13 protein-coding genes are annotated in these 14,090 nt (G+C 42.5%); 9 read left to right on the forward strand and 4 right to left on the reverse strand.

The window, feature by feature from the left end; all coding sequences use genetic code 11:
• Window positions 1-169: 169 nt before the first annotated feature.
• Window positions 170-1,723 carry a threonine ammonia-lyase, biosynthetic gene (gene ilvA, locus EI162_RS10730; RefSeq protein ID WP_192524354.1) on the reverse strand — a complete coding sequence of 518 codons (1,554 nt, stop codon included), beginning with the start codon at window positions 1,721-1,723 and terminating at the stop codon, window positions 170-172.
• A gap of 283 nt (window positions 1,724-2,006) precedes the next feature.
• On the opposite strand from ilvA, the gene EI162_RS10735 reads away from it, so the two are divergent.
• From EI162_RS10735 to rpiA, 5 genes are all read left to right on the forward strand, one after another.
• On the forward strand, window positions 2,007-2,357 hold the full coding sequence (locus tag EI162_RS10735; protein WP_192524355.1) for an ArsR/SmtB family transcription factor: 351 nt from the start codon (window positions 2,007-2,009) through the stop codon (window positions 2,355-2,357).
• Between the two features lie 107 nt (window positions 2,358-2,464).
• Entirely contained in the window at window positions 2,465-2,872 is a 408-nt protein-coding gene (arsC, locus tag EI162_RS10740) for an arsenate reductase (glutaredoxin) (RefSeq protein WP_192524356.1), read from the forward strand.
• Complete coding sequence (arsH, locus tag EI162_RS10745) at window positions 2,859-3,605, forward strand: arsenical resistance protein ArsH (RefSeq protein ID WP_192524357.1); 747 nt, start codon at window positions 2,859-2,861, stop codon at window positions 3,603-3,605. Before arsC ends, arsH begins: the two co-directional genes overlap by 14 nt.
• Before the next feature lie 295 nt (window positions 3,606-3,900).
• Window positions 3,901-5,208, forward strand: coding sequence for an arsenic transporter (locus EI162_RS10750; protein ID WP_192524358.1), 1,308 nt, complete (start codon window positions 3,901-3,903; stop codon window positions 5,206-5,208).
• Window positions 5,209-5,352: 144 nt separating this feature from the next.
• Window positions 5,353-6,012, forward strand: a complete 660-nt coding sequence (gene rpiA, locus EI162_RS10755) for a ribose-5-phosphate isomerase RpiA (RefSeq protein ID WP_192524359.1) — start codon at window positions 5,353-5,355, stop codon at window positions 6,010-6,012.
• A gap of 120 nt (window positions 6,013-6,132) precedes the next feature.
• Here rpiA and argF read toward each other — a convergent pair whose 3' ends face one another.
• The 3 genes from argF to dnaB form a co-directional block, all read right to left on the reverse strand.
• Window positions 6,133-7,050 carry an ornithine carbamoyltransferase gene (argF, locus tag EI162_RS10760; RefSeq protein ID WP_192524360.1) on the reverse strand — a complete coding sequence of 306 codons (918 nt, stop codon included), beginning with the start codon at window positions 7,048-7,050 and terminating at the stop codon, window positions 6,133-6,135.
• A gap of 188 nt (window positions 7,051-7,238) precedes the next feature.
• Window positions 7,239-8,345, reverse strand: a complete 1,107-nt coding sequence (gene alr / locus EI162_RS10765; RefSeq protein WP_192524361.1) for an alanine racemase — start codon at window positions 8,343-8,345, stop codon at window positions 7,239-7,241.
• A 300-nt stretch (window positions 8,346-8,645) separates the two neighbouring features.
• Window positions 8,646-10,049: a replicative DNA helicase gene (gene dnaB / locus EI162_RS10770; RefSeq protein ID WP_192524362.1), complete on the reverse strand. Its 1,404-nt coding sequence runs from the start codon at window positions 10,047-10,049 to the stop codon at window positions 8,646-8,648.
• A 384-nt stretch (window positions 10,050-10,433) separates the two neighbouring features.
• Here dnaB and pdxA point away from each other — a divergent pair, with 384 nt between their 5' ends.
• The 4 genes from pdxA (at window position 10,434) to EI162_RS10790 (ending at window position 13,938) form a co-directional block, all read left to right on the forward strand.
• Window positions 10,434-11,540: a 4-hydroxythreonine-4-phosphate dehydrogenase PdxA gene (gene pdxA / locus EI162_RS10775; RefSeq protein WP_225736971.1), complete on the forward strand. Its 1,107-nt coding sequence runs from the start codon at window positions 10,434-10,436 to the stop codon at window positions 11,538-11,540.
• 319 nt (window positions 11,541-11,859) lie between these two features.
• Window positions 11,860-12,231, forward strand: coding sequence for a hypothetical protein (locus tag EI162_RS10780; RefSeq protein WP_192524363.1), 372 nt, complete (start codon window positions 11,860-11,862; stop codon window positions 12,229-12,231).
• 310 nt (window positions 12,232-12,541) lie between these two features.
• Window positions 12,542-13,405, forward strand: coding sequence for a 16S rRNA (adenine(1518)-N(6)/adenine(1519)-N(6))-dimethyltransferase RsmA (rsmA, locus tag EI162_RS10785; RefSeq protein ID WP_192524364.1), 864 nt, complete (start codon window positions 12,542-12,544; stop codon window positions 13,403-13,405).
• A 332-nt stretch (window positions 13,406-13,737) separates the two neighbouring features.
• Window positions 13,738-13,938, forward strand: coding sequence for a hypothetical protein (locus EI162_RS10790; RefSeq protein ID WP_192524365.1), 201 nt, complete (start codon window positions 13,738-13,740; stop codon window positions 13,936-13,938).
• The last annotated feature ends 152 nt before the right edge of the window (window positions 13,939-14,090 follow it).

The raw sequence follows: 14,090 nt of genomic DNA on the forward strand, positions 1-14,090 counted from the left end.
TTAGGGTTTAAAACGCCCAATCAGGTGTTCTATAATATAATTTAGCGTTGCACTTGGTGTGTTAATCTAAGTAATTAAAAGGGTGGCCAGGTTACTATTAAATCATCAAGCGCAGTTTTTTAATGGCTAAATTAAAAAACTGCACTGATAGATGGTAATTTATAGCTATTTATTTTAAAAATAGCTGATAGCCAACATTGTCATTGACAGCGGTACAGTCATAACCAATATCGAGTAGGGCGTCTTGTAATTGGCGAGAGTTACCCTCAGAAGCTTGCAGGCCAACTAATACACGGCCTTCGGCAGCACCATGATTACGATAATGGAACAAAGTGATATTAAAATCATTACCCAGTTTTTCTAAGAATGTCAGTAGTGCGCCAGGACGTTCTGGGAATACGACACTTAATAATTGCTCGTTTTCGACATGGGCATGACCGCCAATCAAATGACGGATATGCGACTTGGCGATATCATCATCGGTTAGGTCGTGAGCTTCATAACCATCAGCAGCCAATTGGTTGCTAATGGTTTGACGCTCTTTATCGCCTTCTTTTAGCGCGATGCCAACAAAAATCGCTGCAGGCTCCATGGAGTCTGGTGACTTTTTGCTATCGGCACGGTAATTAAACTCAGTGATATTACGCCCATGTAGGCTACGGCAGAAGTTTAAGAAAGCACCCGTTTGCTCAGGAATAGTGACGCCAAAGATGGCTTCTTTTTTCTCACCAATCTCAGTACGCTCAGCGATATAGCGCAGACGGTCAAAGTTCATATTGGCACCGCAAATGATACCAACGCAGTTTTTGCCTTGTAGGTTATGGGCCTCGATGTATTTTTTCATACCAGCAACGGGTAATGCGCCAGCGGGTTCGACGATACTGCGGTTTTCTTCAAAAATATCTTTGACGGCAGCGCAGACTTCATCATTGCTGCAGGTCACGACTTCAGGGTCGACGACAGGGCCTGATTTGTCACTCTTTTGCATACGCACGATGTCAAAAGGCAATTCGCCAATTTGAGCTACGGCCACACCATCGACGAACAGTCCGACTTGCTCAAGCTTAACGCGCTCATTTGCTGCAAGCGCGGCTTTAAGAGACGCTGATTGCTCCGCTTCTACCGCGATGACTTTTACATGCGGGGCCACTTCACCTAAGAATGCGGCCACGCCAGAAACCAGACCACCGCCGCCAACGGCGACGAAAACATAATCCATATTACGCCACTGCTGGGTCAGCTCAAGGCCGATAGTGCCTTGTCCCGCGATAACCAGCTCATCGTCATAAGGCGGAATAAAGGTCAAGCCTTCGGTCTCAGCGCGATTGATCGCATAGCGGTTGGCTTCATCAAAACTATCGCCATGTAAATCTACATTACCGCCAAGCGCTCTTACAGCATCGACTTTGATATCTGGGGTGGTGGTTGGCATGACGATGATATTATTGATGGCAAGCTTACGGGCAGAATAAGCAACGCCTTGTGCATGGTTACCCGCCGATGCGCAAATGACGCCGTGTGCTTTTTGCTCATCGCTTAATTGGCTAATACGGTTATAAGCACCGCGCAATTTAAAGGATTTGACTGGTTGCAAGTCTTCACGCTTAAATCGAATATCATTAGCAAAACGCTGGGTCAGCTTGGGTGCCGCTTCAAGTGGTGTTTGAATAGCAACGTCATAGACGGTGGCTTGTAAGATGGCTCGTACCCAGTGTGACAGCATAATGATTCCTAAACTAGAGTGTGTATGAATATAAAAAGTGCGGATGGTTATATAAGTGGCAATTGACAATAACCATTACCAAAAAGCGCAGATAAGTATAAAAATGAAATAGATTAGCCTATGCTGATTTTAACTATCTTGCAAGACACAATTGCAGTTTTTATATCGGCTTTAGTATTTTGACAGGGTTAATTGAAGTCGAGATAGATTTTTAGTGAGTTATTTATCTAAAAACTTGCCTAAAAATCTTGAATTATTTTGACCTGTCTGTATTATTGGACATATGGAAATAACTACTGCTATCGCCAGCTTTGCTGCGCTGTCTCAAGATACCCGTCTAAAAGCGTTTAGGTTGCTGGTTAATCAAGAGCCAGAAGGCTTAGCTGCGGGCGAAATAGCACGCCAACTGTCTGTGCCTCATAACACCATGTCAGCGCATCTAGCGATACTGGCACGTTCAGGTTGGGTGACATCAAAGCGCCACAGCCGCCAAATTATCTATCGAGCCTCCTTATCACATATGCAGGCAGTGATTCAGTTTTTACTGCAAGATTGCTGTGCAGGACATCCAGAATTATGTGCGTCGCTTATGGACAGCTTAAGTGGTTGTGAGATAAATAAAGCTGATAATTAAGATGTTCATTAAAATAGCCATTAAAAACAATCATTAGAATCATTATTCAGACAAAGTTAAGCTAAAAATTAACTTGATAAATATACTCATAAATAGGTAAACCTACTATGAAAACATTGATTTTCCACAACCCTAAATGTGGTACTTCTAGAAATACTTTAGCCATTATGCAAGCCTCAGGTGAGAATCCAGAGGTGATTGAATATCTTAAGACGCCGCCAAGCCGTGATTACTTAGTTGAGCTATTGGCAAAAATGAATACCTCACCGCGAGAATTGCTGCGTAGTAAAGAAGCCATCAATGATGAGTTAGGTTTAGATAATCTGGCACTGTCTGACGAGGTGATTATCGATTCTATGATTGCGCATCCTATTCTAATCAACCGTCCTATCGTGGTTACGGATAAAGGCGCGGCATTATGTCGACCCACAGAGCGAGTGTTTGAGCTTTTAGACAATCCAGTGAGCAGCTTTACTAAAGAAAATGGAGACGTTATTCACTATGCCAAGCGCTAAAGAAAATCAGCAAAATTTTGACTTTGATGATTTACCCAATATTGACCCAAGTAAGCTTCAACCTATCGATATTGAGTCTTTGATTGCAACAAATGACCCGCGTCATCCACCAAAAATATTGGTGTTATACGGCTCTTTGCGCGAACGCTCATTTTCTAGGCTGGCAGCTGAAGAAGCAAGCCGTCTATTGCGTTGGTACGGCTGTGAGGTGAAGATGTTTAACCCATCCGGTTTGCCACTACCTGACGATGCCGATATCGAGCATCCGAAAGTACAAGAGCTACGTGAACTTGCGCAGTGGTCAGAAGGCATGCTGTGGGTGAGTCCAGAACGTCATGGCAGTATGACCAGTATTATGAAAGCGCAAATTGATTGGATTCCGTTAGCATTAGGCGGCGTACGTCCGACCCAAGGCAAAACGTTGGCAGTGATGCAAGTAAGTGGCGGTAGTCAAAGCTTTAATACCGTCAATCAATTGCGTATTCTTGGGCGCTGGATGCGGATGATTACCATCCCCAATCAATCGTCTATTCCAAAAGCCTTTTTAGAGTTTAATGATGATAATCGCATGGATATGTCACCTTTATATCTGCGTCTCGTGGATGTTTGCGAAGAGCTGGTAAAGTTTACATGGCTCACACGCGGACGCTCAGCGTATCTGACTGATCGCTATTCAGAACGTGTCGAAAATACTGAACAAGTATCACAGCGAGTCAATCAAAAGTCGCTTTAATCTTCTGTACTACTAGGGCGTGTCCTCAATCTAAACGATAATACCTAAATGTGCTAAAAATGGCTAAATTTTGCTAAACATCGTCAAATAGTTGGCTAATATCCCGATATTATCTGCACTATTTTCCTTGTTTAACTGCAATTTAACTCATTTTTATCACCATTTTTAAAATGAGGACACGCCCTAGGCTGTTTCACTAGACTATATTAATTATTTTGTATTAAGCTATTTTATGTTAACTGGGCTAGATCAAATAGATGGCATCAAGTTTGCCTAAGTAACGTTAAGGTTATTTATGCTCGCACTCATTATCTTTATTGTGACCCTAACTTTGGTTATTTGGCAGCCTAAGGGCCTAGGCATTGGTTGGAGCGCAATAGGCGGCGCGTTGGTTGCTTTAGCTTTTGGTGTGGTGCAATTATCTGATGTTGGGGTCGTATGGGACATTGTCTGGGACGCGACCTTTACCTTTGTCGCGCTTATTATCATCTCGCTTGTTTTAGATAAAGCGGGTTTTTTTGGCTGGGCAGCACTGCATGTAGCCAAACTTGGTAATGGTCAAGGGCGTTTGCTATTTCCCATGATTGTAATGTTAGGCGCGTTTATATCGGCATTTTTTGCCAATGATGGTGCTGCATTATTATTGACACCGATTGTCATTGCGATATTGCTAAGGCTTAATTTTTCACCACCATCAGCTTTGGCATTTATCATCGCGACTGGTTTTATTGCCGATACCGCAAGTCTGCCATTGGTTACCTCCAATCTGGTGAATATCGTCAGTGCCAATTATTTTGATATTGGTTTTGGACGTTATGCTGCGGTTATGGTGCCAGTGAATATTGTCTCTGTGTTAGCAACGCTAGTTGTGCTATGGGTGGTCTATGCGCGCCATATTCCAAAACACTATTCAATTGCTAGTCTTAGCGCACCAGAGTCGGCTATCGAAGACCCGTTGGTTTTTAAAGCGGCTTTTCCGCTATTAGCATTGTTGCTTATGGCTTATTTTGCAACAGAACCGCTGGGTATTCCTATTTCTCTTGTCACTGGAGCTGCTGCGCTACTGCTCATGGCTATCGCAGGTCGCTTTTGGCAAGGTGGTCGTGGTGCTATTATTTCTGTATCCGATGTGGTACGTAAAGCCCCTTGGCAAATAGTTTTATTTTCAATTGGTATGTACTTGGTCGTTTATGGCTTGGGCAATGCCGGATTAACCGCCTATGGCGCTCAGGTTGTAGGCTGGCTTGGGCAACAAGGTACTGTTATAGCAACGTTAGGTACGGGTTTTCTCTCCGCTGTTGTCGCTTCTATTATGAATAATATGCCATCAACCTTAGTAGGCGCACTGGCTATCGATAGCGCACAAGTAACAGATACGACACGAGAATTGATGATTTATGCCAATATCATCGGTAATGATTTAGGGCCTAAATTTACGCCCATTGGTAGTTTGGCCACCTTATTATGGCTACACGTATTGGCCGAAAAGGACTATAAAATAAGTTGGGGGCAGTATATGAAAGTTGGTTTACTCATTACCCCGCCAGTATTATTGGTAACGCTATTGGCGCTAGCTTTTTGGCTGCCTGTGTTAAATGGGTGATAAAAATAAACTTAATATCTGATTATTAGAAGCACTATTACGCTGACATTCATCAAAGTCATCAGTTATAATAGCCCCGCATTTTGCCTCTTTTAGTCTTTTACTTCTTTTACAATGATACGTTTATTTTGCCAAGGATTTACGATGAGTGATCAGCAAGCCCAAAAGCAAGCCGCCGCCAAAGCCGCCATACGCTATATCGAAGATGACATGATACTTGGAGTGGGGACAGGCAGTACGGTTAACTGTTTAATTGAGTTGTTACCGACATTAAGGCTGGCTGGCGCGGTTGCAAGCTCGCAGGTCACAGAAGATAAACTTCGTGCATTGGGTATTGAGATAATTGATTTAAACTTTGCCGGTCAGCTTGATGTTTATATCGATGGTGCTGATGAAGTAAACGCAAATTTACAACTCATCAAAGGCGGCGGTGGGGCACTCACGCGTGAAAAAATTGTCGCAGCGGCTTCTAATCAGTTTGTTTGCATGGTTGATGAGAGTAAGGTTGTCGAGTTACTGGGTCGTGAGTTTCCCGTACCGATAGAAGTGTTGCCACAGGCGCGCTCATATGTCGCCAGGCAATTAGCGCGTATGGGCGGTGAACCCGTTTATCGTGAAGATTTTGTCACCGATTACGGTAATGTAATTTTAGATACTTATGATTTGGATGTTAGTAATCCGCTAGCACTTGAGCAGCAATTAAACAATATCGTTGGCGTGGTTTGTAATGGTGTCTTTGCTGCTAATCAAGCAGATGTTTTGTTAAAAGCCAGTAGTAATGGGGTTGAAGTATTGACTCGTTAATTATTCGTCATTTATCGACCGAATATTAAAAAGGCAGCGTACAATTTATGTACGCCGCCTTTTTTGCTATCTATTACTGTATAAACAGCTGATGAAAATATGTGCCTATAAAATAGATGCCTATAGCTTAATTTTGTCTTTTAATAAAAACTCCATTAATGCCTTTTGCGCATGTAAGCGGTTTTCGGCTTCATGCCACACGACCGAACGTGGATCATCTAGCATATCATGAGATATTTCTTCGCCGCGATGAGCTGGCAAGCAGTGCATAAACACCACTTCAGGGTCGGCTTTATCAAGCAGCGATGGTGTTACTTGATAAGAGGCAAATCGACGAGCACGGGTGTTTTGCTCAGATTCTTGACCCATACTTGCCCATACGTCAGTGACGATTAAGTTCGAATCTTTCGCCGCTTCTTGTACGTTTTCGACGATGCTTACGCAATGCGAAAAGCGTTTCATTAGCTCAGGGTCAGGCTCGAAACCATAGGGCGCTGCCACGCGTAGCTCAAAACCAAACTGATTGGCGGCTTGCATATAAGATGCGCACATATTATTACCATCACCAACCCAAGTGACGATTTTATTTTCGATACTACCGCGATGCTCATAGTAGGTTTGCATATCAGCAAGCAGCTGGCAAGGGTGGAAATCATCAGTGAGGGCGTTGATAATCGGCACACTAGAGTATTCAGCAAAGGTCTCGACTTTTTCGTGCCCAAAAGTACGTATCATGATGATATCGACCATGCTAGAGATAACGCGAGCTGAATCTTCTAGCGGCTCACCGCGTCCAAGCTGGGTGTCATTTGGCGATAAGAAAATAGCGCTACCACCAAACTGTCCCATACCAGTCTCAAACGAGATGCGCGTACGGGTTGATGACTTTTCAAATATCATGCCAAGCGTACGACCAACAAACGGCTGATATATCTCGCCTGCGTGTTGCATTTTTCGCAATTCGCTCGCGCGTTTAATGAGATTTTCTAGTTCTTGTTTGGTTAAATCAGATAGGGTCAAAAAATGGCGCAAACTCATAGTTATCCTAGCAATCGATCGCAGTCAGTGAAAAGTTATCAGTTTTCAATAGCATCGCATTAGTGCGTATACTGGGGTGACAACAAACTTTTAGTATAGCGCAATTACTCTCAATGTAAATGTTCAATTTTGCTCTAATGAAAGGGTGCTAATACTAATACTGAGACTGAGTAGCAAAATCAATGCTATTAACCTAGTGTCCGCTCTGGACGAGTACTTAGTCTGCACAGTAACTCGTAACCGATGGTACCCGCATGTGCTGCCACTTCATCAACGTGTGGCACACTACCCCAAAGTATTACTTTACTATTTATTGCCAAGTTTTTGGGTGTTGAGCTAATATCAATCACAATCATATCCATTGCGACCCTACCGCGAACTGGGCATGGATAGCTTTTATTGGTGGTCGCGTCGATTACGGAGACATAAGCGTCCTTGCTAATGATACGTGGATAGCCATCTCCATAGCCGATACTCACCAAAGCCGTTCTGGTTTCTGCTAATGCAATCCAGTGGCTACCATAACCAATAGCATCGCCCACTTTTATCGTTTGTAGGGCCATAATTTGTGCGCTAAAATCCATTGCTGGTTGTAACTCTAATTCCTGTGCACTTTGATCGATGACAGGCGCACTACCATATAACATAATGCCTGGACGCACCCAGTCATGATGATGCTCTGAGAAATTAACAATACCAGCTGAATTGCATAATGAGCCTTTAATATCTGCGCTGATGGTTTCTCGCAACGAGTTAAGCATGTTATTAAAACGTTGAATTTGAATAGCGTTTAGGGGATGGTTATGATCATCAGCATTGGCAAAGTGAGTGGTTAAAACCAGCTGATAACCTGCGTCATGCAGATGTTTCGCTGCTGGAATAATAGTATGGTCATTAAAACCTAAGCGATTCATACCGGTATTATATTTTATCCAAACTACTTTAGTGGCGCTATCAGCAGGCGGTATATGCTCTAGAGCCCAGTCTAATTGCGGTGCATGATGAATGACGCAACTAATATCATATTCAATCGCTTGTAGCCACTCATCGCTAGTAAATGCGCCTTCAATCAAACCAATGGTTTTATCCCAGCCCAGTTGCCTTGCTTCTAGTGCTTCTATTAAAGTAGCGACACCAACACCATCAGCGTGCTGGACCGCTGGCAAGACCGCCGCGACGCCATGACCATAGGCGTTGGCCTTTACCATGGCGAGAACCTTAGATTTTGGTGCTAGCGCTTTTACTCGATTCAGATTATGGGTGATGGCTGCTGGTTTGATAGTGATGGTGCGCATAATAGGCTTCTTTTTAGCAAAGTTATTTTATTAGTAAAGTGATGAAGTGATAAAGCCAGTGATTTATCATCGGCTGATAAATCACTGGCTATAGTCAATTCTAAATAAAAGAGATACATGAGGTTTTTACGCGAAACTGGAATAAATTTTTCTGGCTTGCTGTGCCTGCGCAGACAGAGGCTGCGAAAAATCAATTTCAGTTCCGCTGCATCGTTTTTATACTGGACTAACTATATTATTAATCAGTCATATTTTATAACGTTTCATAAATAATATTTCAATATTTATTTGAAACAGTCATTATTCATCATTCTCAAAACTGACATTTTGATAGTATTCTGGCGTCAGATTGATAAAGCGGGTAAATTGTCCTTCAAAGCCTAAACGTATGGTACCAATAGGGCCATTACGCTGTTTACCAATGATGATTTCAGCCACACCTTTGTGATCTGAGTTCTCATTATAAACCTCATCACGATAGATGAACATAATCAAATCGGCATCCTGCTCAATCGCTCCTGATTCACGCAAATCCGACATGATAGGGCGTTTATTAGGGCGGTTCTCTAGACTACGGTTAAGCTGCGATAAGGCAATGACAGGACACTCAAGCTCGCGTGCCAAGGCTTTTAAGCTACGTGAAATCTCAGAGATTTCTCCAACACGGTTACCATCGAGATTAGGTACTTTCATCAACTGCAGGTAATCGACGATGATAGCGCCAAGCTTGCCGTCATGGTTTTTAGCGATACGGCGACAGCGTGAGCGTAGCTCAGATGGCGGCAGAGCGGTACTGTCATCAATATAAAGGTGCTTTGATTGCAGATGCTGAATGGCATTCATCATTTTTGCCCATTCATCTTCGTTCATTTGTCCTGAACGTAAATGGGTCTGATTAATTGCGCCCCACGATGATAATAGACGCATGACGATAGATTCTGCGGGCATCTCCATTGAAAATACAACCACTGGTAAATCTTCGTTAAACAAAATTCCTTCCGCCAAGTTCATGGCAAAGGTGGTTTTACCCATCGATGGACGAGCGGCAACAATGACTAAATCGCCTGCTTGTAAACCTTGAGTTTTATTGTTTAGCTCAACAAATGGCGTTTGCAGACCAATCATGCCATCAGGGTTCGATTTAAGCTCTTGAATCTTATCGATGACATTAGTCAATACTGAAGTAATACCAACTGGCCCACGCTGCTCAGCGCGTTTATTATGCTGCTCATTGATACTAAATATTTTTGCTTCGACGTTGTCTAATATGTCGCTGACCGTTTGATCTTTAGGATTATAGGCAAGGGTCAACATGTCATTGCCAGTGGTAATCAACTGACGTAGAGTAGACAACTCACGCACGCGCTGGGCATAGGCGGTTAGGTTAAACAACGTAGCAGGGCTTTGACTCAAAATATCCGCCAAATAACTGTCGCCGCCGGCACTTTTAAGCAGTTTTTGCGCCTCTAACCAATCGTGTACCATGACCGTATCGTAAGGCTCGTTGACGGCAGCCAAATGGGCGATGGCGTCAAAAATATATTGATGCCGTCCTGCGTAGAAATCATCTTTGGTGACGATATCTGCGATTTTGTCATATGCCTCTTCAATACTCATCAAAGACGCCAGTAGTGCCTTTTCAATATCGATATTGTGCGGCGGTGTCTGATTGAGTAAGTCGTCGGTTTTTTCGTTGTCTGCCATGAGTGCCCAATATTTTAAAAGTCGGTTTTAAAAGTCAGTTGCAAAAGTTGCTATAAAGTATTCAGTAGAGGTTTTTTCTATAAGGGTATGAAAGGCTTGTTGAGAATTCCATTATTTGAAAATCTCACTATAAACAAGCTTGTCATACTCCTACGATATGAGTACCAAAATGCGGTCTTAGTATTTGCTTATAAATGCTAAAATGAAAAGCGAAAGTTTAACACATTATGTGGTTTTTTCGGTCGCTATAAATAATTATCTATCCTAGATTAGGGTTGTAAAAGTTCGAGAAATCATTTATACAATGCGACTATCAATATTTATTTTTTTATCAAAAAATATAATAAAATTAAATGCTTAATATAATAATAGGGTCTTATTACTATGCAAGATATACAAAAAAAATTTCCATTGTTAATCACAACCGGTGAACCTGCTGGTATCGGGATGGACGTCGTACTACTATTGGCAGCCGAAGGCAAACTGCAGGATTTTAAGCGGCCAATCTGGGTCACTGCTGAAGCTGAAGCCATGCAAGCGCGGGCTGATAAATTGGTCGCTGCGGGCGTGTTAACCACTTGTCCATCTTGGCAAACAATCGCGCCACAAGTGGATGCTGATGATTTTGTAAAGCAAATTGCACAGCAGACTTCTGCTTCCAATAATGATAATAAATGTACGTTTGTTTTACTTGATATGCCTTGTGGTGCACCTATAGTCGCAGGCCATATCGATATTAATAATGCCCTAATGGTGGCGCGACAGTTAGAGATTGCTCATAAACTGGCAGCCAATCATACGGTTGCTGCTATTGTCACCGGCCCATTGCAAAAATCTGCATTGATAGATGCTGGTATTAAACTGCTCGATGGCACCATGTTTAGCGGTCATACTGAGTTTTTCATGCAGCAAAGTGGCTGTGATAAAGTGGTAATGATGCTCGCTAATGAAGCGATGAAAGTAGCGCTTGTTACCACTCATTTGGCATTAAAAGACGTACCTGCCGCCATCACTGCCGATAATGTGCGCCAAACGGTACAGATTGTCATTGATGATATGCGTGAGAAGTTTGGTTTAACCCAGCCGCGTATTTTGGTCTGCGGTCTCAATCCACATGCGGGCGAGGGTGGACATTTGGGTGTGGAAGAGATTGAAATTATTAATCCCGTGCTGCAAGAGTTTATCGATGCAGGCGTTGATATCTCGGAGGCAATGCCAGCAGATACCTTGTTTACCCCAAGGCATTTAGCCAATTGTGATGCGGTCATTGCTATGTACCACGATCAAGGTTTGCCAGTACTGAAATCACACGGCTTTGGCGATACAGTCAATCTAACCTTAGGATTGCCATACATTCGTACATCAGTCGATCACGGGACTGCGCTTGATTTGGCAGGACGTGGCGGCGCAAGTGCTACCAGTTTGTATCAAGCATTAACCATGGCAAACGAGATGGCGGATAAATCGCTTGTTAACAGACCTCTTCTATAAGTCTATGCCTTGGCGAGATCTGTAACTCAGTATTGGATAGCATTAGTGTGAATAATGCCTATTTATAAGTCATCAAACACGCCCTAATATAAGTAGTTCCACTGTAGTAGTCTATTTTGAGTGGTCTATTAATAAGTTTAAAGGGTGAAATAACTGGTTCCACTGGGGTATACCTAAATGAAACCAGTGAAAACTGACTTCTTCCACCGAAAGTCATTTACCATAATCTGCCTATCACTAGTCCATCAAAATACTATTATGAGACAATTATATAAAAACTCTATTGCCCGTCATCCAAACAAAGAACATGGAGGAGGTTTTGGTAATTAGATCACTTATACCACTTTTGTTTTTTTGCTTAGCAGCGGCTTGTAGCAGTGAAGTAAAACAACCATTCAGTTTGGATTATCTATACAGTGCAGATCCTACAGCTGATGCTCTGAAAGCAATTTCGAAGGGTGATTTACACGTTTATGCCACTTACAGTGGTGGTCCCTACACTCCCGAAATAAAGCGAGGGTGCGTTAGCGATGAAAATATTGTTCCAATAATAGGAACTACACATGGATATGAAAATTATAAGCAGCATCAATTCAATACTTCAGCGGATTTATACGCTAAATATTATAATTTTCAAATTAAAGCTTATCTCATTAGAAACGGAGATAAATGTTTGAGCTGGGTAGACTAGGTTTAACTTAGATTAAACACTTACTGATACGTTCATTAAACATAGTCACTCATTTATATGAATAAGCGCGGCTCCCTAGTGAGGACTTGAGACTTATCCTGTAGGATCATGGTATCAATGGTTTGAGAACAAAAAAAGACACTGTGTCGGTTGCGCTAAGGTATGGGTGATTTATCAATAAAATGTCTCAAAGATACTGGGCAATTATGAGCTGTGCTATAATTTATCATTATAAAATTAGCAAATAAAAGCAGCACATTGTTGCCATAGCGCTATCGTCCATTTAACTTCTATCCATTAAGACTTTTTTATGTCCAAAACTTCGTTTGATGCTCAATCTATTTCTAACAGCCTACGCGCTGCCAAACACCAGCCGCGGAAGCGCTTTGGTCAAAACTTCTTGCACGATGGCAGTGTTATTCGCCAAATAGTTGACAGTATTCGCCTAGAACGCGACGATAATCTCATTGAGATTGGGCCAGGGATGGGCGCGCTGACGGAGCCGTTATTGGCAGAAGTGGATGCGATGACCGTGGTCGAGCTAGATCGTGATTTGGCAGATAGCCTACGTATTCGTATTGGCGCCAATAGTCACCCAAACTTTACGATTATCAAAGAAAATGCCATGCATGTGGATTATCGTGAGCTGTATAGCCCTGAACGCGGTAAGCTACGGGTAGTGGGTAATCTACCATACAATATTTCTACGCCTATATTGTTTCATTTGCTCAGCTATGCCGATGTGATTCAAGACATGCACTTTATGCTACAAAAAGAAGTCGTTGAGCGGATCACTGCCGATGTCGGTAGCAAAACTTACGGCCGCTTGTCTGTCATCATGCAGTATCATTGCGATACAGATTATCTGCTGACCGTACCTCGCGGTGCATTCAATCCGCCACCCAAAGTAACCAGCGCTGTTTTTCGCTTGACGCCGCACATTGATAAACCGGTCGTGGCAGAGGATGAAGAACATTTTGCGATTGTGGTACGCGAAACCTTTAATCATCGTCGTAAAACGCTGCGGGCGATATTTAAAAAATCGACACTATTGCCAACATTGAGCGAAGACGACTTTGCGGCTTGCGGTATTGATCCACAAGCACGTCCTGAAACATTAACTGTGAAAGACTTTGTAAATTTGAGCAATCAGGCGCGGCAGATAGCGGTTTAAATCAAACAGTGCTTATTACCATTCAAAAACATTTATATAGTGACGATTAAACGTCATTATATAAATGTGGCTATATTAGACGGAGCTATGTTGAAGCAACTGTAGTACCAAACTTGATAAACTAAGTGGATTAACAACAGTTAATCATGATTAAGAAAGGTTTTTAGGCATATCGAAGAATGAACTGATATATCGCCAAGACTATAAAATAAGATTTGAAGTCGTCAATGATGTCACTAAGTATATTGAGCTTGAGTACAATGGGATCTGTGCTCGCAGTGATATTAGTATAATCCGTCTGATTTCTCAACAAAATATCACTGTAGCCCATTATGATGCTTAAACCTCTATTCGTACCGCTGTTTATATTACCGCTATTTGCCTTGACTGCTTGCGCTAAAGAGCCTGCGACTTCGACGGACAGTAACGGCATTCCACAAACCCGTAGTAATCTAAGCGATGATGAACAGCAGCAACTGGATAACTTCTTAGCGCAGCAAAAAGAAAACATGCAATTTATTGAGGGGGGGTAGCTATGAGATGGGTGACTTTGGTCCTAAGCTCGATTGGACTGAAGGAATGCCGATCTCTAGCGGTGGTGATAATAAGGCTTTACATAAGGTCACGCTGGATAGTTTTAGTATGAATGCTTATAAGGCGACCTATGGTGACTTTGATATCTATA

It is taken from the genome of Psychrobacter sp. FME6, assembly GCF_014861365.1.
Taxonomy (GTDB): domain Bacteria; phylum Pseudomonadota; class Gammaproteobacteria; order Pseudomonadales; family Moraxellaceae; genus Psychrobacter.